General features: G+C 72.1%; 13 protein-coding genes and 1 pseudogene. 8 read left to right on the forward strand and 6 right to left on the reverse strand.

Features of this window, described 5'->3' with window-relative positions; genetic code table 11:
- Positions 1-23: 23 nt before the first annotated feature.
- On the reverse strand, positions 24-1,505 hold the full coding sequence (locus tag ACFYQ6_RS33285; RefSeq protein ID WP_388766567.1) for an aldehyde dehydrogenase: 1,482 nt from the start codon (positions 1,503-1,505) through the stop codon (positions 24-26).
- A 289-nt stretch (positions 1,506-1,794) separates the two neighbouring features.
- On the opposite strand from ACFYQ6_RS33285, the gene ACFYQ6_RS33290 reads away from it, so the two are divergent.
- On the forward strand, positions 1,795-3,162 hold the full coding sequence (locus ACFYQ6_RS33290; RefSeq protein ID WP_361581396.1) for an MFS transporter: 1,368 nt from the start codon (positions 1,795-1,797) through the stop codon (positions 3,160-3,162).
- A gap of 36 nt (positions 3,163-3,198) precedes the next feature.
- Here the strand turns inward: ACFYQ6_RS33290 and ACFYQ6_RS33295 are convergent, their stop codons facing one another.
- Positions 3,199-4,536, reverse strand: a complete 1,338-nt coding sequence (locus ACFYQ6_RS33295; protein ID WP_361581398.1) for a TetR family transcriptional regulator — start codon at positions 4,534-4,536, stop codon at positions 3,199-3,201.
- Between the two features lie 48 nt (positions 4,537-4,584).
- Complete coding sequence (locus ACFYQ6_RS33300) at positions 4,585-5,691, reverse strand: XdhC/CoxI family protein (RefSeq protein ID WP_361581401.1); 1,107 nt, start codon at positions 5,689-5,691, stop codon at positions 4,585-4,587.
- Positions 5,692-5,867: 176 nt separating this feature from the next.
- On the opposite strand from ACFYQ6_RS33300, the gene ACFYQ6_RS33305 reads away from it, so the two are divergent.
- The 7 genes and pseudogenes from ACFYQ6_RS33305 (at position 5,868) to ACFYQ6_RS33335 (ending at position 13,745) form a co-directional block, all read left to right on the forward strand.
- Positions 5,868-6,737 (forward strand): FAD binding domain-containing protein, encoded by an 870-nt coding sequence (locus tag ACFYQ6_RS33305; protein ID WP_361581404.1) that lies wholly within the window; start codon positions 5,868-5,870, stop codon positions 6,735-6,737.
- On the forward strand, positions 6,737-7,273 hold the full coding sequence (locus ACFYQ6_RS33310; protein ID WP_361581407.1) for a (2Fe-2S)-binding protein: 537 nt from the start codon (positions 6,737-6,739) through the stop codon (positions 7,271-7,273). Before ACFYQ6_RS33305 ends, ACFYQ6_RS33310 begins: the two co-directional genes overlap by 1 nt.
- 5 nt (positions 7,274-7,278) lie before the next feature.
- Complete coding sequence (locus ACFYQ6_RS33315; protein ID WP_388766571.1) at positions 7,279-9,660, forward strand: xanthine dehydrogenase family protein molybdopterin-binding subunit; 2,382 nt, start codon at positions 7,279-7,281, stop codon at positions 9,658-9,660.
- Between the two features lie 36 nt (positions 9,661-9,696).
- Positions 9,697-10,314, forward strand: a complete 618-nt coding sequence (locus ACFYQ6_RS33320) for an SRPBCC family protein (RefSeq protein ID WP_388766573.1) — start codon at positions 9,697-9,699, stop codon at positions 10,312-10,314.
- An 83-nt stretch (positions 10,315-10,397) separates the two neighbouring features.
- Positions 10,398-10,937 carry a MarR family transcriptional regulator gene (locus ACFYQ6_RS33325; RefSeq protein ID WP_361581415.1) on the forward strand — a complete coding sequence of 180 codons (540 nt, stop codon included), beginning with the start codon at positions 10,398-10,400 and terminating at the stop codon, positions 10,935-10,937.
- 373 nt (positions 10,938-11,310) lie between these two features.
- Positions 11,311-11,539: pseudogene (locus tag ACFYQ6_RS33330) on the forward strand (hypothetical protein); the annotation flags it as partial.
- A gap of 760 nt (positions 11,540-12,299) precedes the next feature.
- On the forward strand, positions 12,300-13,745 hold the full coding sequence (locus tag ACFYQ6_RS33335; RefSeq protein WP_361581418.1) for a glyceraldehyde-3-phosphate dehydrogenase: 1,446 nt from the start codon (positions 12,300-12,302) through the stop codon (positions 13,743-13,745).
- 127 nt (positions 13,746-13,872) lie between these two features.
- Here ACFYQ6_RS33335 and ACFYQ6_RS33340 read toward each other — a convergent pair whose 3' ends face one another.
- The 3 genes from ACFYQ6_RS33340 to ACFYQ6_RS33350 form a co-directional block, all read right to left on the reverse strand.
- A complete protein-coding gene (locus tag ACFYQ6_RS33340) occupies positions 13,873-16,038 on the reverse strand; it encodes a SpoIIE family protein phosphatase (protein WP_388766576.1) in 2,166 nt (721 codons plus the stop codon).
- 197 nt (positions 16,039-16,235) lie between these two features.
- The gene (locus ACFYQ6_RS33345) at positions 16,236-17,567 is read right to left on the reverse strand and encodes an MFS transporter (protein ID WP_388766579.1); all 1,332 of its coding nucleotides are present in this window, start codon (positions 17,565-17,567) and stop codon (positions 16,236-16,238) included.
- Between the two features lie 329 nt (positions 17,568-17,896).
- Complete coding sequence (locus tag ACFYQ6_RS33350) at positions 17,897-19,081, reverse strand: SGNH/GDSL hydrolase family protein (protein ID WP_388766581.1); 1,185 nt, start codon at positions 19,079-19,081, stop codon at positions 17,897-17,899.
- Positions 19,082-19,135 lie beyond the last annotated feature (54 nt).

Here is a 19,135-nt window from a genome sequence, read left to right on the forward strand (position 1 = left end):
TCCAGGACGGGCAGGGTGCCGGGTCAGTTGGCCCAGGGAAGCGGGTGGTCCGAGACGCCCCAGTACAGGGACTTCTGACGCTGGTAGGCGCGGATCGCGTCGCGGCCCTTCTCCGTGCCGAGACCGCTGTCCTTCCACCCGCTGAAGGGGGTGGAGGCGCTGAACTGCTTGTACGTGTTGATCCAGACGGTTCCGGCCTCGATCCTGCGGGCGAGCGCACCGGCGGCCCGGAGGTCACGGGTCCAGATGCCGCAGGCCAGGCCGTAGACGGAGTCGTTCGCCTGGCGGACCAGATCGTCCTCGTCGTCGTAGGGCAGGGCGACCAGGACCGGGCCGAAGATCTCCTCCTGGCAGGTGCGCGAGGTGTTCGCGAGGCCGTCGAGCACGGTGGGCAGGTAGTAGGCCCCGTCCTCGTAGGTCTCGCCCTCGGGCACCGCCCCGCCGCACAGCACACGAGCGCCCTCGGAGCGGGCGAGGTCGACGTAGGCGGCGACGGAGTCCCGGTGGCGGTGGTGGACCAGCGGGCCCACCTGGGTGGCCGGGTCGGTGCCGGGGCCGACGCGCAGCTTGCGTACCCGCTCGACGAGCTCCCCGACGAAGGAGTCGTAGATATCACGCGCCACGAAGAGCCGGGAACCGGCGATGCAGGACTGACCGCTGGACGAGAAGATCCCGAACAGCACGCCGGCCAGCGCCTGCTCGATGTCGGCGTCGGCGCGCACGATCGTCGGCGATTTCCCGCCCAGCTCCAGCGAGGCGGGGATCAGCTTCCGGGCCGCGATCTCGGCGATGGACCGCCCGGTCTCCGTACCCCCGGTGAAGCCGATGCGGCCGACGAGGGGGTGGCGTACGAGGGCGTCGCCGACCACCCGGCCGCTCCCCGGCAGCACGGAGAGCAGGGCGGCCGGGAGCCGGAACTCCTCGAGCGCCCGGGAGATCAGCCGTCCGAGTGCCAGGGAGACCAGGGGGGTCCAGGCCGCGGGCTTGAGGAGGACCGCGTTCCCTGCCGCGAGGGCGGGGGCGATCTTCTGGGCGTCGCTGGCGACCGGGGAGTTCCAGGGGTTGATCGCGCCGACGACGCCGATGGGCTCGTGCGTGCTCACGGTGACGTACGGGCCCCGGGACGGCGTGACGGATTCTTCGGCGGTCTCCAGCACGGCCGCCATGTAGCGGAAGGTGCCTGCGGCGCTGAGCGCGAGGGCCCGGGTCTCCGTGAGCGTCTTGCCGGTGTCGGCGGTCTGCACAGCCGCGAGCTCGTCCGCCGCCTGCTCGACGAGTGCGCCGATCCGGTGCAGCACCCCAGCCCGCTCGTGGGCGGGCAGATCGCGCCAGGCGGGGTCCGCCACGGCCTGCGCCGCGGCTTCGGCCGCTTCGTCGACCTCCCGGGCCGAGGCGGAGTGGACGGTGGCGAGCACGCGGCCGGTCGCCGGGTCGACCGTGTCGACGGGCTCGCCCGCGCCGCGCCGCCACTGGCCCGCGATCAGGATGTCGGTGGAGAACTGCACGGGTGGACCTCCGGGCGGGGCGGAAAGGGGGGTGGACTCCGGTGACGGACAGGCTCGTTGCGCACAACCACCGGACTGCCGAAGTGCTAGAAATCTAAGCGCTTAAGTTTCTCGACACAAGACCCCGAGGTGAAATCGTTGCCGGGAAGCTCTTGAGCACCGCATCCATGGCATCGATGATGGTGGCCGAGTCGCAGGGGCTCATCTGCCTAAGCTCTTAACTATTGACCGCTTAGGTATTGGACCCTACTGTCTCCGCAACTCATCTGCCCGCGGAAGGATCCCCTCCATGACGACTGTGGCCGGCAAGCCAGCACTCGGTTCCATAGCGGCAAGACTTGAACGACTGCCGCACTCGCGCTGGCACATAAAGGTCCGGTTCCTCATCGGGGCCGTCACCTTCTTCGAGGCGTTCGACCAGCTCCTGGCCGCCTCCGCGCTGCCTGTCCTGATGAAGGAATGGGATCTCACCACCGGTCAGGCGACGTTCGCCGTCACGTCCGCCTCGGTCGGCATGCTGCTCGGCGCGCTCGTCGCGGGCTGGCTGGGCGATCACATCGGCCGGGTGCGCACGGTCGCCCTCGGCGTCGCGGTGACGGGGCTGGCCAGCCTCGCCGTCGCGTTCTCGGGCAGCATCGAGACGTTCTCGCTCTTCCGGTTCGCCCAGGGTCTCGGTATCGGTGGCGTCGTGCCGGTCGCCGCGACGTACATCAACGAGATCGCCCGTTCCGACAAGCGGGGCCGCTTCGTCCTTCTCTACGAGATGATCTTCCCGGCCGGGCTCGCGGCGGCCACGCTGCTCGCCGTCTGGGTGGTCCCCTCCTTCGGCTGGCGCGCGATGTTCGTCGTCGGCGCCCTGCCCGTCCTGATCGCCGCACTGCTGCCCCGCCATGTCGAGGAGTCCCCGCGTTGGCTGCTCTCTCGTGGGCGCACGGCCGAGGCGGAGGCCGCCATCGCCCGGATCGAGGCCCAGGTCGCCCGCGCCACGGCCGAGGAACTTCCCGCCCCGGCCCCTTCCGCGGACGCGCCGGAGGAGCCCAAGGGCACCCTGATGGATCTGTTCCGGGGGCGTTACCTTCGGCGTACGGCGGTGCTGTCCGGGCTGTGGTTCGTCGCGTACTACGTCAACCACGGCATCTCCACCTGGCTTCCTTCGCTCTACACGAAGGAATTCGGCCTGGATCTCACCACCGCGCTCGTCTACACCCTGCTCAGCAACATCACCGGCCTGCTGGGTACGTTCGTCGTGGCCATGCTGGTGGACCGCATCGGCCGCAGGCCGGCGCTGATCGGCGCGTTCGTCGGCACCGTGCTCTCGCTCGGGGTGCTCGCCGCCGCCGGCGCGACCTCGGGCGGCCAGGTCGCCCTCTTCGCCTCCTGCACGACCTTCTTCCTGTACGCGATCAACGCGGGCCTCTACCTCTACTCCCCCGAGATGTACCCGACGTTCAACCGGGCCAAGGGCGCGGCCTTCGGGGGGCTGTGGAACCGGATCGGCGTGATTCTCGGACCGGTGACGGTCGGCGCGATCATCGGGTCGGGAGGCAGCCTGGCCCTGGTCTTCGCACAGCTCGCCGTGATGGGAGCGGTGGGTGCGGTGATCGCGTGGTTCGCCATCGAGACCAAGGGCAAGACGCTGGAGGAGCTCAACTCCTGACGATTCCTCCTCGGGGCCGGCGGCCGGAGACAGTCCTCACTGCTCCCGGCCACCGGCCCCGAGCGTCTTCCCGAGCGAACCCAGCAGCTCGGTGAGGAGCCGCCGGTCCGCGGGCCCCATTCCGGCCAGCAGCTCCCGCTCCTGCGCGGCACGCACCCGCGACATCCGGCCGGTGAGCTCCAGCCCCTCCGCGGTGAGGCACAGCCGGACGATCCTGCGGTCGCCGCTGTCGCGCTCCCGCCGGATGAGTCCCGCCTCCTCCAGCCGGTCGGCTTGCTGGGTGAGCCCGCCGGCGCGGCCCGCCCCCGCCGCCGCGACCTCGCCCATCGTCATCCGGTGCGGGGCTCCCGCCTCGCGGAGGGCGGCCAGGACGTCGTAGGCGGCCAGGCTGACACCGTACGGGCGCAGGGCCCGGCCGACGGCGAGCTGATGGCGCGCGGCGCAGTCGTTCAGCAGCGCGAACAGGGGTTCGGTGGCCCCGGCCGTCCGTCCGGTCCCGCGCCGGCCCTCGCCGGCTCCACCGGGACCGGAACCGGCGGGCGGAACGGTACCGGAACCGGTGCCGGCCGGAACGGGACGGGAACCGGCGGGGGCCGGGCCCGCCACGGGACCGGAACCGGCGGGCGTGGACACCTCGGCGGGGCCGGCGGGATGCGGGGCGGGCTCCCCCGGAGCGTCGCCCGCGGGTGCATCGTCCCGCGCGGACGCCCCGCCGAAGTCACCGAACGCGGCGGCCAGCACGTCCGTCAGCGCCGGCGCGAGCTCCGCGGTCGGCACGGACGCAGCCGGTTCGTGCGCGAAGACATAGCGCTCCATGATGACGCCGAAGAGGATGCTGCGGACCACCGACGCACGCACATCGGCCTCGGCACCCGTCCCGAGCATCCGCGTCAGCGGCTCCCCCACCTGCTTGTCGAGGATCGTGCGCAGCATCTCCGCGCTCGGCGCGTGACTGACCGCCGAGCGGATCAGGGCGGGCCAGGGGTCGTCGGCGGGCAGTCGGTCCCACCGGTCGAGATAGGCGCGGGCGAGCACGCCCGGCAGGTCTCCCGTCTCGGCGCCGGCCGCGGCGAGCACATCGCCGCTTACGCCGGCCCCGCCGGCGACCGCCGCGCCGAAGAGGCCGTCCTTGGTACCGAAGTACGCCATCACGAGGCCTGGCGTCACACCCGCCTCGGCCGCGATGGCGCGTACTCCCACACCCTTGTACCCGTGTGCGCCGAACAGGCGTCGCGCCGCGTCGAGCACCGCCCGGCGATTGCCTTCCGGGTCATGGGAGCCGGGGCGGCGCTGCGCTCCCGGCTCCGGGGCGGCGGCCCCGGTGCCGCTCTCCGACCGCCGCCGCCGGTTCTCACTCTTGCTCTCTGGATCCACATGCCTCAGATTAAACGGATGTTTATAAAAACAGTCGTTCAAAAAGCGTCACGTACGGTGTACGGGCCCCGTACCGACGGTGAGCGGCACGCCGGTCCCGCCACGGCGTACGGCGACGATCTCGGCCAGCACCGAGAGGGCGGTCTCCTCGGGGCCCCGGCCACCGAGGTCGAGACCGATCGGCGAGCGAAGACGGGCCAGTTCGGCTTCGGACATGCCTGCTGCCAGCAGTCGCGCCGCCCGGTCCTCGTGCGTGCGGCGGCTCCCCATGGCTCCCACGTAACCGGCCGGGCTGCGCAGGGCGAGGGTCAGCACCGGGACGTCGTAGCGGTGGTCGTGCGTCAGCACGCACACCGCGGTGGTGGGGTCGACGAGGTGCTCGTGGGCCCGGAACCAGCGGTCCGGGATGTCGCGGACCACCTCCTCGGCCCCCGGGAAGCGCCGGGCGTCGGCGAACGAGGGCCTGGCGTCGCAGACCGTGGCGCGGTAGCCGAGAGCCGCCCCGAACTCCGACAGCGGCCGGGCGAACTCGGCGGCCCCGAAGATCAGCAGTCGCGGCCGGACGGCGAAGGACTGCACCAGCAGCCGCCGCTCCGCGACGCAGGCCGGGCCGCCGTCACCGCCGTCCACGGGGTCGTCCCCCACGGTCACCAGGCCGCTCTCCCCTCGGCCGAGCATGCCCTCGGCCGCGAGCACGGCCGCCCGGTCGACGGCAGGACCGCCGAGCGATCCCGTCACGGTCCCACCGCCCACGGCCAGCGCGCCCACCCCGTCGACCGGAGTGACGAGCGCGACCGGGGCCCCCGCCGCGAGGTCCGCCGAGACCCGGTCGAACGGCACCTCCGCGCCCACCTCCCGGATCAGCACCTCGATCGTCCCGCCGCAGGTCAGACCTACCGCGAAGGCGTCCTCGTCACCGACGCCCCAGCGCTCGACGACGGGTGGCCCGCCCGCGAACACCTCCTCGGCCGCCGCCACGACGGCGGCCTCGACGCAGCCACCGGAGACGCTGCCGACGATACGGCCGTCCCGCGCCACCAGCATGGACGTGCCGGGGCCGTGCGGGGCGGAACCCCAGGTCCGCACCACGGTCGCCATCACGCAGCGGGTCCCTGACCTCTGCCAGGTTGCCGCCTGGTCCACGACATGTCGCATTTCACTCACCTCGGGCCACGAAATCTGCCGGAACCTCTTGCCAACGAGAAACTTTAGGGTAAATCATTTCAGGTACTAGATAGATCCGGTACCAGACAGATCTGTGCGTGTCGATCTCCGCACTCCTGCAGAGCGTCACGCCGTGACGCCCATCCGAGAGGCCCGGTGGCAGCAGATTGAAACCCACACCCTTCGACTACACCGCCCCCCGCACCGTCGCGGAGGCGGTCGCGCTCCTCGCCGATCCGGCACGGGAGGCGAAGGTCGTGGCAGGCGGTCAGTCATTGATACCCATGCTCAACATGCGCCTCGCGCGCCCCGAGCTTCTCGTGGACATCACCCGCATACCGGACCTCGCCGCGCTGACCGTCGACGCGTCGGGGGCCCTGCACATCGGCGCGGCCGTCAGGCAGGCCCGCGCAGCGGCCGATCCCGCCGTCCGGCAGGGATGGCCCCTGCTGGCCGCCGCGACCGAGCGCATCGGCCACCCGCAGATCCGCAGCCGCGGCACGGTCTGCGGCAGCCTCGCCCACCACGATCCCGCGGCCGAACTGCCCACCGCCGCCCGGGCTCTGGACGCCCGCTTCGTGATCACCGGGCCCCGTGGCAGCCGTACCGTGGCCGCCGAGGACTTCTTCGTCGCCACGTTCTCCACCGCCGTCGAGCACGACGAGCTCCTCACCGAGGTCGTCGTTCCCGCACCCCCGTCCCGGTGCGGCTGGGCCTTCGAGGAACTCACCCGCAGACACGGCGACTTCGCGACCGTCGGGGTGGCCGTCCTGCTGGAGCGCGACCCCGGCACGGACACCGTCCGCTCGGCCCGCGTCGTCTTCAGCGGGGCAGGCCCCGCGCCCGTACGCCTGCGCGCCGCCGAGGAGGCTCTCCTCGGCACCGCCGTCGGCGGGGACGCACTGGCCGCCGCGGTGCGTGCCGCGCTCACCGGCCTCACCCCCTCGGACGACGTCCACGCGAGCGCCGTCCACCGGCGTGAGACCGCCGCCCACCTCCTCGTCCGCGCCTGTACCACCGCCTGGGAGCGCAGTTGATGACCCCTCGTGTCCCGAACCCCCGCACCGCCCTGGCCCCGCCCCTGGCCGAACCCTCGGGCTGGCACCGGATCGCACTCACCGTGAACGGCGAACAGGTCACCGCCGAGGTGGAGTCCCGGCTGCTGCTCAGCGACTTCCTGCGTGACCGGCTCGGCCTCACCGGCACCCACGTCGGCTGTGAGCACGGGGTGTGCGGGGCATGCACCGTGCTCGTCGACGACGAACCGGTGCGCACCTGCCTGACACTGGCCGTGCAGTGCGAGGGGGCGGTGATCCGCACGGTCGAGGGCCTCGCCCCCGACGACGCCCCGCTGACTCCCGTCCAGCGAGCCTTCCACGAGTGCCACGGCATGCAGTGCGGTTTCTGCACCCCGGGGTTCGTCATGACCGCGACCGCGCTGACCGAACAGCCCCAACGCCCCGGAGCCGAGCAGGTCGCCGACGCGCTCAGCGGGCACCTGTGCCGGTGCACCGGCTACCGCAACATCCGCCGTGCCGTGTGCCAGGCACTCGACGAGCGCTTCGGGGAGTGACCCGTATGTCCCACAACGGTGACCCGCAGAACGGCCGCTGGATCGGCCGCGCCGTCCCCCGTGTCGAGGACGACCGTCTGCTGCGCGGCAACGGCCGCTACGTCGACGACATCACACTGCCCGGCGGTGTCGAGGCCGCGTTCCTGCGCAGCCCGCACGCCCACGCCCGTGTCGAATCCATCGATGTGAAGGCGGCGCTGGAGGCGCCGGGCGTCGTCGCGGTGTGGACCGGCGAGGACGTGGCCGGTCTGCCGCCGATGCTCAACAAGGAGGAGCTGCGCACCCCTCCGGGCCTCGCGGCGATCCTGGACCCGACGGTCCGGATGACCCCCATGCCCCTGCTCGCGGGCGGCACGGTGCTCTACGTCGGCCAGCCCGTCGCCCTGGTCCTGGCCGAGAACCGCTATCTCGCCGAGGACGCGCTCGAACTCATCGACGTCCGCTACGCCCCGCTCCCCGTTCTGGTCGACCCCGAGGAGGCGCTGACCGCGCAGGCGCCCCTGCTGCACGAGGACCTTCCGGACAACACGGCGGTGGCCGTCCACGCCCGCGTCGGCGACCCGGACGCCGCCTTCGCCTCCGCGCACACCGTGGTGAGCGAGCGGTTCGAGGCGCACCGCTACGTGGCGTCGCCGATCGAGACCCGCGCGGTCTCGGCGCGGGTGGATCCGTACAGCGGCCGGCTGACCGTCTGGTCGGGTACGCAGACGCCCCACCGGCTGCGCGAGGCCATCGCCCACACGCTCGGCCTCACGGCCGACACCGTCCACGTGATCGCGGCCGATGTCGGCGGAGGGTTCGGGCAGAAGGGCATCCTCTACGTCGAGGAGCTCCTCGTCCCGTACGCCGCGCGCCTGCTCGGCCGTCCCGTCCTGTGGCGTGAGGACCGCAACGAGAACCTCACCGCCTCCTCGCACGCCCGCGAGCAGATCCACCTGATCGAGCTCGCCGCGGACGCCGAGGGCCACATCGTGGGCGTGCGCGACCGGATCACGGTGAACTTCGGCGCGTACAACATGACCGGCCTCGTGGTGCCGTACAACTCGCTGTGCCATCTCCTCGGCCCCTACCGCGTCCCGCATGTCGACATCGACGTGACCGGGGTGCTCACGAACACCACCTTCGCGACCCCGTACCGGGGGGCGGGCAGGCCGGAGACGGTCTTCGCCATGGAACGCGCGATGGACCGGCTGGCCGCCGAACTGGGCATCGCCCCGGAGGAGCTCAGGGCGCGCAATCTGATCGGCCCCGACGAGATGCCGTACGCCACAGGGCTGGTGGACCGCTCGGGCAGCCCGCAGTCCTACGACTCCGGCGACTTCCCCGAGCTCCTGCGCCGGGCCGTGGCCAAGGCGGACCCGGAGGGGGTGCGCGCCCGCCGGCGCGAGGGCGGCCGGAACGGCAGGCACCTCGGCATCGGTTTCGCGATGTACATCGAGGCCACGGGCCTCGGCCCGTTCGAGACGGCCCGTATCGACATCGCCCCCACGGGCCGCGTTCGCCTCGCCATCGGGGCCCCTTCCCAGGGGCAGGGCCACCGCACGTCCATGGCGCAGATCGCCGCGGACGCCCTCGGGGTCCCGATCGGCGTCATCGACGTGACCGGGGGCGACACCGAAGCCACTCCCTTCGGTGTGGGCACGATCGCCAGCCGGGCGCTGGTCAACGCGGGCAACGCCACGCACCGGGCCGGCCGGCTGGTCCGCGAGAAGATCATCGACGCTGCGGCGCGGCGCCTCGGTGTCCCGGCGGACGGCCTCGACCTGAGCGGAGGGGTCGTGGCATCGAAGGAGCCGGGCGGCCCCTCCATGAGCCTGGCGGAGCTGGCCGGACGGGCGGCGCTGCCCGGGACGCCCGAACCCGCCGACGGGCGGCACGGCACGGAACTCAGTGAGACCGTGCACTTCCGGCCGCCCGGTTTCGCCGTGGCGAGCGGCGCGCACGCCGCCGTCGTCGAGGTCGACGAGCACACCGGCGAGGTCGAGATCCTGCACTACGTCGTCGTCCACGACGCGGGAGTCATCGTCAACCCGATGATCGCGGAGGGCCAGGTGACCGGCGGGATCGCGCAGGGCATCGGCGGTGCCCTGTACGAGGAGATGGTCTACGGCCCCGACGGGCAGCCCAGGACCGGCACCTACATGGACTACCTGGTGCCGACCTCCTCGGAGATCCCCGACCTCGACATGGACGAGATCCACTCCCCGAGCCCGATGAACGACCTCGGCGTCAAGGGACTCGGCGAGGGCGGCGCGATCGCCCCGCAGGCCGTGCTCGCCAACGCCGTCGAGGACGCGCTGCGGCCCTTCGGCGCGGTCGTGCGCCGGGGCCCGCTCTCGCCGAGCCGGGTGCGCGACCTGATCCGCGCGTCGGCCACGAACGGCTGACCCGCACCACCACCCCGAACCCCAGGATGGGAACCCATGCAGCTCGACCACTCGTTCACCGTTCCGGCGGACCCCGACGAGGCGTGGAAGCTCTTCCACGACCTCGGCCGGGTCGCGCCCTGTATGCCCGGCGCCGTGCTGGACACGCTCGACGGTGACGCGTTCACCGGTCGCGTCAAGGTCAAGATCGGCGCGGTGCAGATGAGTTACAGCGGTGAGGGCACCGTCACGCGCGACGAGGCGGCACGCTCGATGCACCTCGATCTCAGCGGCAGCGAGACCCGGGGCGCCGGCACCGCGTCCGCGACCGTCACCGCCACCCTCACCCCGGGCGCCGACGGCACCCGGGTCCACGTGCGCACGGATCTCGACATCACCGGCCGCCCCGCGCAGTTCGGGCGGGGCATCATGACCGAGGTCGGGGACCGGCTGGTCCAGCAGTTCGCCGGGCGGCTGGAGGAGCTCCTGCGCGACACCGGCCCGGAGCCCGCTGCCGGGCAGACGGCAACCGGCGCGTTCCCGGCCGAGCCGGAGGCCGTGGACCTCGGCGCGGCAGCACTGCCGGTCCTGCTGAGGAAGGCAGCCGTGCCCGCGGCTGCCGTGCTGGCCGCCGTCATGCTGATCAGGGTCCTGAGGGGGCGCTCGCGCGGCTGATCCACACATCTCCTCAGCGGTAAGATTCTCAGTACCGTGAGAAGCCGGAGGGGACGCCGGCCTGAGCCGTACGAGGGGATGAGATGGCAGCTGCAAGGCCTGGGGACCAGGACGCCGTGGCGAAGGTGGTCGAGGACTGGGCGCGGGAGCGGCCGGAGCTGGACACGAGCCCTCTCGAGGTCCTCGCCCGGCTTCACCGCTCCTTCCTCCGCTACAGCACCGGCCTCACCGAGTCCGTGGAACGGCACGGTCTGTCTGTGGCGGGCTTCGACGTGCTGACGGCGCTGCGCAGGTCCGGCGAGCCCTACCGGCTGACGGCGGGCCAGCTCGCCGACTCCGGGCTGGTGTCGTCAGCCGGGGTGACCCTGCGCATCGACCGGCTGGAGAAGGACGGCCTGATCGTGCGTGAGCGGGACACCCAGGACCGCAGGGTGGTGTACTCCCGCCTCACCGAGAAGGGCCTCGCCACGGTGGACACGGCGTTCGTGGAGCACCTGGACAACGAGAACCGGATGCTCGCGGGGCTCTCGCCCTCCGAGCGCCGGCAGCTGGCGCGGCTGCTGCGCAAGCTCGAGATCTCGATCCTCGACGCCGAGGAACAGGCCGCCGCCCCCGCGCCGTAGGGCCGGCGGCCCCTGCCCACAGGTCTGCCGCACGTGGGCCGGACCGGCGGCCGCGCCGTGTCCTGCCCGGAGGTCCCGTGCTGTCAGGGACGGTGGGGCTTCCGGTTGTGGGCATGGCTCCTTGTCGTAGGGGGTCAGGACCTTGTGGACCAGCCGGTGCTGCGAGGACGGCCGGCTCTGCGAGGAGTGCAGGGCGGAGGGGGCCGCGTTCACGGTTAGGTCGAGGGTTCCGCCGTGCCGGGGCCCGGCACCGGATCCGCCGGCCTGTCCACGGCCGTCCTGGCGAGGAATCGCCGCATGCCGTCGAGGCGTCGAGGCGTCGGCGGGCATGTCCCCGGGCGCCACGCCCCCGTGCGGGAGGGGGGCGCCGGGCGAGCAGTCGGCCACCCAGGTCCATGGGGCCGAACGTCGAGGCCGGCACGTGGACGACTCCGACGCGCACGAGCGCAAGCTGCGCCGCGTCACCGTCGACGGGGACGTCCCGGTCGGTGTCGACGGCCGCTCCTCGACGCTGATCGGCCCCGCGGAGGTGCCGGACCCCTCGTTTCGGCATCGCGTCCGGCGCCTGGACGGTCGAGGCCACGGAGAAGACCCCCGGGTGAGCGGGTCCGGCGAGGCGTTTCCCCTGGCGGACGTGCTCGCGCACCGTCCGCCGGGTGCCCGGCACCGGCCGCCGGGGCGCAGGCACCGGCCGCCGGGGGCGTGTCGAGCGGTCGACCGGGAGGGCCGGCGGCGGGCACTGCCCCATCCGGTTCCAGTGCTCCGGCCCCGGCTTCCCCCGCCCCGCGATGAGCACGGCCGGATCCGTACAGCGGAACCACGCGAGGTGGAGGCCCCACCGCCCACCTCCCACCGCCCACCGCTCAGGCTCACGACACGCTGACAGGCTGATCCGGATCCGGCGAGAGCGCGGGGGCCGAGCGAGAACTCGAGAATCTCCGCCCCGGCGAACAACGTTCCATCGAAGTCGAGTTGAAGCCAGACGCGAGGCACTTCCTCATCGTCCAGATGGACCCGGACCTTATCGGCACGGTCCGCGGAGGCAGTTCGCACGGAGGTGCGTGATTCCTCGCGGTCGCACCACCCGTGGAAGCGCAGTCGCTTCACCACCTGGGCCAGGGCCGGCTCCCCTTCCGCCATCAGCGCGGAGCCCAGGAACGAGACCGGCGCGGCATGGACGCCACCAGCAGCGGGGGCTCGGTCTCGCTCATCAGGCCAGGCCACTGATCCCGTTCTGCCCGCCGAGGGACCGGCCCTGGACGCCGTCCGGTACGGCGATGACCTCGGACTCGACCACCGATTGCATGATCAAAATCGGGTGCGGTTAACATATGAGCACCGCCTAGCTCGAAAGATGGACTTGTGACTGCCACCGAGGACTCGTTCACCAATTGGAAGACCCGCGAGGAGATCGCGGAGTCGATGATCCCGATCATCGGAAAGCTGCACCGGGAGCGGGACGTGACGGTCCTCCTCCACAGCCGCTCCCTGGTGAACAAGTCGGTGGTCAGCATCCTCAAGACCCACCGCTTCGCCCGCCAGATAGCCGGCGAGGAGCTCTCGGTCACCGAGACGCTGCCCTTCCTCCACGCACTCACCGCGCTCGACCTCGGCCCGTCGCAGATCGACCTCGGCATGCTCGCCGCGACGTACCGGACCGACGACCGCGGCCTGTCGGTGGAGGACTTCACCGCGGAGGCCGTCGCCGGTGCCACCGGCGACAACAAGACGGAGCGCCGCGAGGCGCGCGATGTGGTCCTCTACGGATTCGGCCGCATCGGCCGCCTGCTGGCCCGCCTCCTCATCGAGAAGACCGGCTCGGGCAACGGCCTGCGGCTGCGCGCCATCGTCGTACGCCAGGGTGCCGGGCAGGACATCGTCAAGCGCGCCTCACTGCTGCGCCGCGACTCGATCCACGGCCAGTTCCAGGGCACGATCACCGTCGACGAGGCGAACAGCAGGATCATCGCCAACGGCAACGAGATCCAGGTCATCTACTCGGACGACCCGACGGCGGTGGACTACACCGCGTACGGCATCAAGGACGCCATCCTCATCGACAACACCGGCCGGTGGCGCGACCGCGAGGGCCTGTCCAAGCACCTGCGGCCCGGCATCGCGAAGGTCGTCCTGACCGCCCCCGGCAAGGGCGACGTCCCCAACATCGTGCACGGCGTCAACCACGACGTGATCAAGCCGGACGAGCAGATCATCTCCTGCGCCTCCTGCACCACCAACGCGATCGTCCCGCCGCTGAAGGCGATGGCGGACGAGTACGGCGTGCTGCGCGGCCATGTGGAGACCGTCCACTCGTTCACCAACGACCAGAACCTCCTGGACAATTACCACAACTCGGACCGCCGTGGCCGCTCGGCGCCGCTCAACATGGTCATCACCGAGACGGGTGCAGCCTCCGCCGTCACCAAGGCGCTGCCCGACCTCCAGGCGAAGATCACCGGCAGCTCGATCCGCGTACCGGTGCCGGACGTCTCGATCGCGATCCTCAATCTGCAGCTCGCGCGGGGGACCAGCCGCGAGGAGGTCCTCGACTACCTCCGTAACGTGTCGCTCACCTCTCCGCTCCGGCGCCAGATCGACTTCATCACCGCGCCGGACGCGGTGTCGAGCGACTTCATCGGCTCGCGCCACGCGTCGATCGTCGACGCCGGGGCCACCAAGGTGGAGGGCGACAACGCGATCCTCTACCTCTGGTACGACAACGAGTTCGGCTACTCCTCGCAGGTCATCCGGGTCGTCCAGCACGTCTCCGGGGTGGAGTACCCCACCTACCCGGCACCGGCGGCCTGATCTGCCGTCAGGCGGCTCCCCCGGACAGGGAGCCGCCTGGCCCGGCTCACCGGCTTCCCTGCGTGGAAGCGGGCCGTCGCCCGCACCGCACGGACGCCCAGCCTGCCGGGGCTGACGGCGGCGGGCCTCAGACGAGGTCGGCCTCTTCGGCGCCGGGCAGCGGCTGCTCCGCCCAGATGGTCTTTCCCGTCGCGGTGTAGCGGGTTCCCCAGCGCTCGGTGAGGCCGGCGACGAGCAGGAGGCCGCGTCCTCCCTCGTCGAAGATGCGGGCGCGGCGCAGGTGCGGGGCGGTGCTGCTGCCGTCGACGACCTCACAGATGAGGGCGGTGCCCCTGATGAGCCGGAGCTGGATGGGCTCGCCTCCGTAGCGGATGGCGTTGGTGACCAGTTCGCTGACGACCAGCTCCGTCGTGAACACGGCGTCGTCCAGGCCCCATGCCAAGAGCTGGGCGGAGGCGCGTTTGCGTGCGTTGGACACGACGGCCGGGTCCGCGACCAGGTCCCACGAGGCGTAGTGACCCGCGTCCAGGCGGCACGTGCGGGCCAGCAGCAGGGCGACGTCGTCGTTCGACTGCTCTTGCACCATGGCGTCCATGACGGTGTCGCAGGTCTCCTCCAACGACTGCGCGGGGTGCCCGAGCAGACCGCGCAGCTCGGCGAGTGCGGCGTCGGTGTCACGGCCCGCCGTCTCGGTCAGCCCGTCCGTGAAGAGCGCCAGCCGGCTGCCCTCGGCCAGTTCGAAGTCGGCGGCCTCGAAGGTCAGCCCCCCCACTCCCAGCGGTGGACCGGCGGGAAGGGCCAGCTGCTCGACACTGCCGTCCGGCCTGGCCAGCATCGGCTCGGGGTGCCCCGCCCTGGCCATCGTGCAGCGCCCGGTCACCGGGTCGTACACCGCGTAGAGGCAGGTCGCGCCGGCGACCGTGGCGCTTTCGGCGCTGTCCGGGGGCTGCTCCCGGTCGAGTGTCATCACCAGGTCGTCGAGCTGGGTGAGCAGTTCCTCCGGGGCCAGGTCGACGTCGGCGAGCGTCCGTACGGCAGTGCGGAGCCTGCCCATCGTGGCCGAGGCGTGGAGGCCGTGGCCGACGACGTCGCCGACGACCAGGGCGACGCGGGCACCGGAGAGGGGGATGACGTCGAACCAGTCCCCGCCGATGCCCGGGCCGTCGGTGTTCGGGAGATAGCGGGCGGTGACCTCGACACCCTGCTGGCGTGCGGCGCGGCGCGGCAGCAGACTGCGCTGCAGGGCGAGTGCCGTGGCACGCTCGCGGGTGTAGCGCCGTGCGTTGTCGATGCAGACGGCGGCCCGCGAGCCGAGTTCTGCGGCGAGCTGGAGGTCGGCGGTGACGAATGCGCCGGGTGTCCTGTGCCGGCAGAACAACGCCGTGCCGAGGATGACCCCTCGGGCCCGCAGCGGAACCACCAGTACCGAATGGATCTTGTTGTCGCGCAGGCTCTGCGCCCGTGCCGGGTCCTCGGTCCACCCCCGCAGGAGCGACTCCTCGTCGACCGAACAGCGGGATGGTTCCCCGCGGGTCAGCGCGCGGCCCACGACCGATTCCCGGTCGTAGTCGTGCAGCTCTCCGAGCGGGACGACGGATTCGGGGGAGTCTCCGAGCACGGAACGCTGGGCCACCCGGCGGAAGGTGATCTTCTCCCTGTGCAGCACGGAGCGGGCCTCGTCACCGGTGAGCACCTCGGAGAGCAGGTCGACCGTCACGAAGTCGGCGAAGTCCTCGATGGCGAGTTCGGCCAGTTCCTCGGCGGTGCGGCCCACGTCGAGGGTGCTGCCGATCCGCATGCTCGCCTTGGTCAGTACGGCCAGGCGCCGCCGGGCCCAGAACTGCTCGGTCGTGTCGAGCGTCACGACGGACACACCCTGGACCTCGCCGGCGGCGTCGCGTACGGGCGACAGGGCCGCCTGCCAGATGTGCTCGGCGTCCTGCACGACGAGGTGCGTCTCGTACGGCTCGCCCTCACCGGTGTTCATGACCCGTGCGACCGCTTCGGCGAGCCCTTCGCCGCCCTCGAGGACCAGCCCGGGCTCGACCTCCCCCGGTAGCAGCCCGAGCAGCGACGCCTCGCTCCTGCCCACCGCGCCCGCCGCCGCCGCGTTGACCACGGCCAGCAGCTGGTCACGGCCGAAGTAGGCGACCGGAACCGGCAGCTGCTCCAGGATCCGGCAGCGGACATCGTCCGAGGGCACGCCGGCGGGCCTCTGGTCACCGGCATTCGCCGAGGTCGGCTCGTCGCCGTCCGGAGCCGGACCCGCGTCGCCCGCCTCCTGCGTGCTCATGGGCCCATCACTCGTCCTCCCTGCCTGGGCAGGTCGCCCACGAACCTGCATTTCGCGACCTTTGTCCAAGAATGCCCTCGCAGGTTCCGGCTCTCAACCGCCCCTCTCCCCCGCGCAGCCGTTTGGCTCAGCCGGCACCGCGTCCGTTCCGCGCTGAGGGCGGGTCCTCGCGTGAGCGAGACTTCGCGCCGAGGACTTCATCCCGCGCCCTCCTGAGGCAGGGACCGTCCCATGCGGGCGAGTGGGGAGAACGCGAACAGCACCGGCGAGAGCAGCATTCCGGCGGTCACCGCCAGGAGACCGCCGCGCAGCCCCCACTCCTGCGCGAGGTGTCCGCCGAGCAGCGAACCGAGGGGCGCGAGGCCCAGTCCGGCGAAGTTGACCGTCGCGGCCACCCGGCCCTGCATCCCGTCCGGGGTCACGGCCTGCCGCACCGCCATGACCGTGACGTTCACCAGTTGACCGAACACCCCGAAGACGGCGTTCACGGCCAGCAGCACCGGGACCGTCACGGCGGACGATCCGTGCAGCGCGGGCACGCACAGCATCACGGCGTCGCCGATTCCGGCCGCGTACACCAGTACGGGGCCGTAGCCGAAGCGGCGCGGCAGCCGGGCGGCCAGCAGCGAGCCCGCCAGCGCTCCCGGCCCCGTCGCGGCGAGCGCCAGGCCGACGGCGGCGCCGGACAGGTGCAGTTCACGCGGCAGGAAGAGGAGCTGGACGGTCAGGGTCGCGGCGAGGAAGAACTGGAAGGCGGCGGAGGCGAGCGCCACGGTCCGCAGCGAGACATCCGCGGCCACGAAGGCGAGACCCTGCTGGATCCTTCTCCGCATCGGGACGGGCCGTTGTGATGACGTGCGTGTGGATGACGTGGGTGTGGATGACGTGGGTGTGGATGACGTGGGTGTGGATTCGCCCCCGCGGATCCCCCTGATCGACAGGAAGGACAGGGCGAAGAAGGCCGCGCCCGCCGCGGCACCGGCCGCCGCCGACAGGAGCGACACCAGCGCGCCCCCCAGGGCGGGGCCGCCGAACTGCGCGGCGGACCGGCTGCCCTCGAGTGCGCTGTTGCCCCGTAGCAAATGCTCGCGGTCCACCAGACGTACGAGGGAGGCTTGGTAGGCCACGTCGAAGAAGACGGACAGGGCCCCGGCCAGGAAGACGGTGGCGAACAGAGCCGGGAGGCCGAGCAGTCCCAGGAAGCCGGCTGCCGCCGCGCAGGCCAGCAGCGCCGTGCGGCCGATGTCGGTCAGCACCATCACGGTACGGGTCCGCCATCGGTCCACCCACGCGCCGGCGACGAGCGAGAGCAGCAGGACCGGCACCTGGCCCGCCGCGCGAAGCGCGCCGATCCGGTCGGCACCCGCGTCGAGCGTCAGCACCGCGAACAGCGGCAGGACGATCAGGCTGGTGTGCTCGCCGAGCTGGGAGGCTGTCTGGCCCACCCAGAGCCTGCGGAAGTCCCGGTCCCGCCACAGGCTCGGCGGAGCCGGGCGGCCGGAATCGGGCCCAGCGGAGGAGGACGGCATGGGATACCTCTGGGAACGCCGGAACACGAGGCCTGCGGCCCGGACGGACGGCAGGCGCCGTGGGCGGGTCCGGGGGCAGGGAGGATCGCTGTGCCGCGTGACAGGGGCAGCACGCGATGACGGGCCGATGTCGGCCTGGGACGTCAGCGCGCGCTCGGACTACCGGGCATGCCTCAGCTCCTCCGGATCACTCACCGCACCGGAGAATACGCGCCGCGGTCCGGCGGCGAAAGCGGTTTCGAAAGGGCCCGCGCGCCCGGTTCCCCCACGCTCCCCTCCGCCACTCAGTTCACGGCGACGGCCCCCGCGGCGACCGCGCGCGGCTTCGCTCAGTCCCCCGGGACGGCCAGAGGGCCCGCGGTGCGGAACGCCAGCTCGGCGAAGCGCTCGCCCATGCGACGGTGGGTGGCGGCATCGGGGTGGAGTGCGTCCGGGAGCGGAAGTTCGGCGAAGTCCGCCTCGCCGTAGAGCTCCCGGCCGTCGAGGTGGTGCAGGTTCGGGTCCTCTGCCGACCGCTGCGTGACGATGCGGGCGAGCTCGTCCCTGATGACGCTCAGGGTCAGTTTTCCGGCGGCGGTCTCGGCAGGGTCACCGGCGGCACGGAAGCTCAGCCGCCCCTCGCTGATGGCACCGAGGTCCGGTGCGCTGGGGCCCGGGGTGTCCTCGTGGATGGGGCACAGGACTGGAGAGACGACCAGCAGCGGGGTGGTGGGGTGGCCTTCACGGATCGTGTCGAGGAAGCCGTGGACGGCCGGGGTGAAGGCGCGCAGGCGCATCAGGTCGGTGTTGACCAGGTTGATTCCGATCTTCACGCTGATCAGGTCGGCGGGGGTGTCACGCAGCGTGCGGGCGGTGAACGGATCGAGCAGCGCGCTGCCGGCGAGGCCGAGATTGATCAGCTCCACACCTCCGAGGGCGGCGGCCAATGCGGGCCAGGTGGTGGTCGGGCTCGCGGCGTCGGAGCCATGGCTTATGGAGCTGCCGTGGTGCAGCCACACGGGACGGCCCCGGTCGGGCGCCGGCTCGACGGGGGCGTCGCTGCGCAGGGCGACCAGCTCCGTGGCCTCGTTGTGCGGCAGCCAGATCTCGATGTCCTTCAGGTCCGCGGACAGACCGCTGAAGCGCACGGTGCCCACCGGCCCCGGCAGGAGTTCCGCCGAGCCGGTGGCCATGTCGATGGCCAGGGTGTTGCCCCCGGCCACCGTGCCCTGGCCGGCGAGGCGGCCGCCGACCACCAGGTCGTAGATCCCGTCGGGACGGGGCGGGGCGCCGGTGTACGCCCGCTTGGTGGGCAGGGTGTCCAGCTCCACGACGGTGGCCCGGGTGCGCAGGACGAGCCGTACGCCGGCGGGCTGGGCCTCGGCCATGGCCAGCTGGCCGTCGGCGTACCGGGCACGGACGGGGGCGGGCAGCCGGTGCGGCCGCAGACCGTGTTCGGTCCGCTCCAGATCGAGGGCCCCACGCAGGAGCTTCTCGGTGAGGGGCGTGGTCATCAGCTCGGGGTGGGTGCTCATCTTCGGCTGCCTTCGTCTCTGAATCTGTTCGTCCTGCTGCTGTGGGGAGGGCAC

Origin of the sequence: Streptomyces sp. NPDC005494 (genome assembly GCF_042872025.1) — a bacterium.
In the GTDB taxonomy this organism is placed as follows: Bacteria; Actinomycetota; Actinomycetes; order Streptomycetales; family Streptomycetaceae; genus Streptomyces.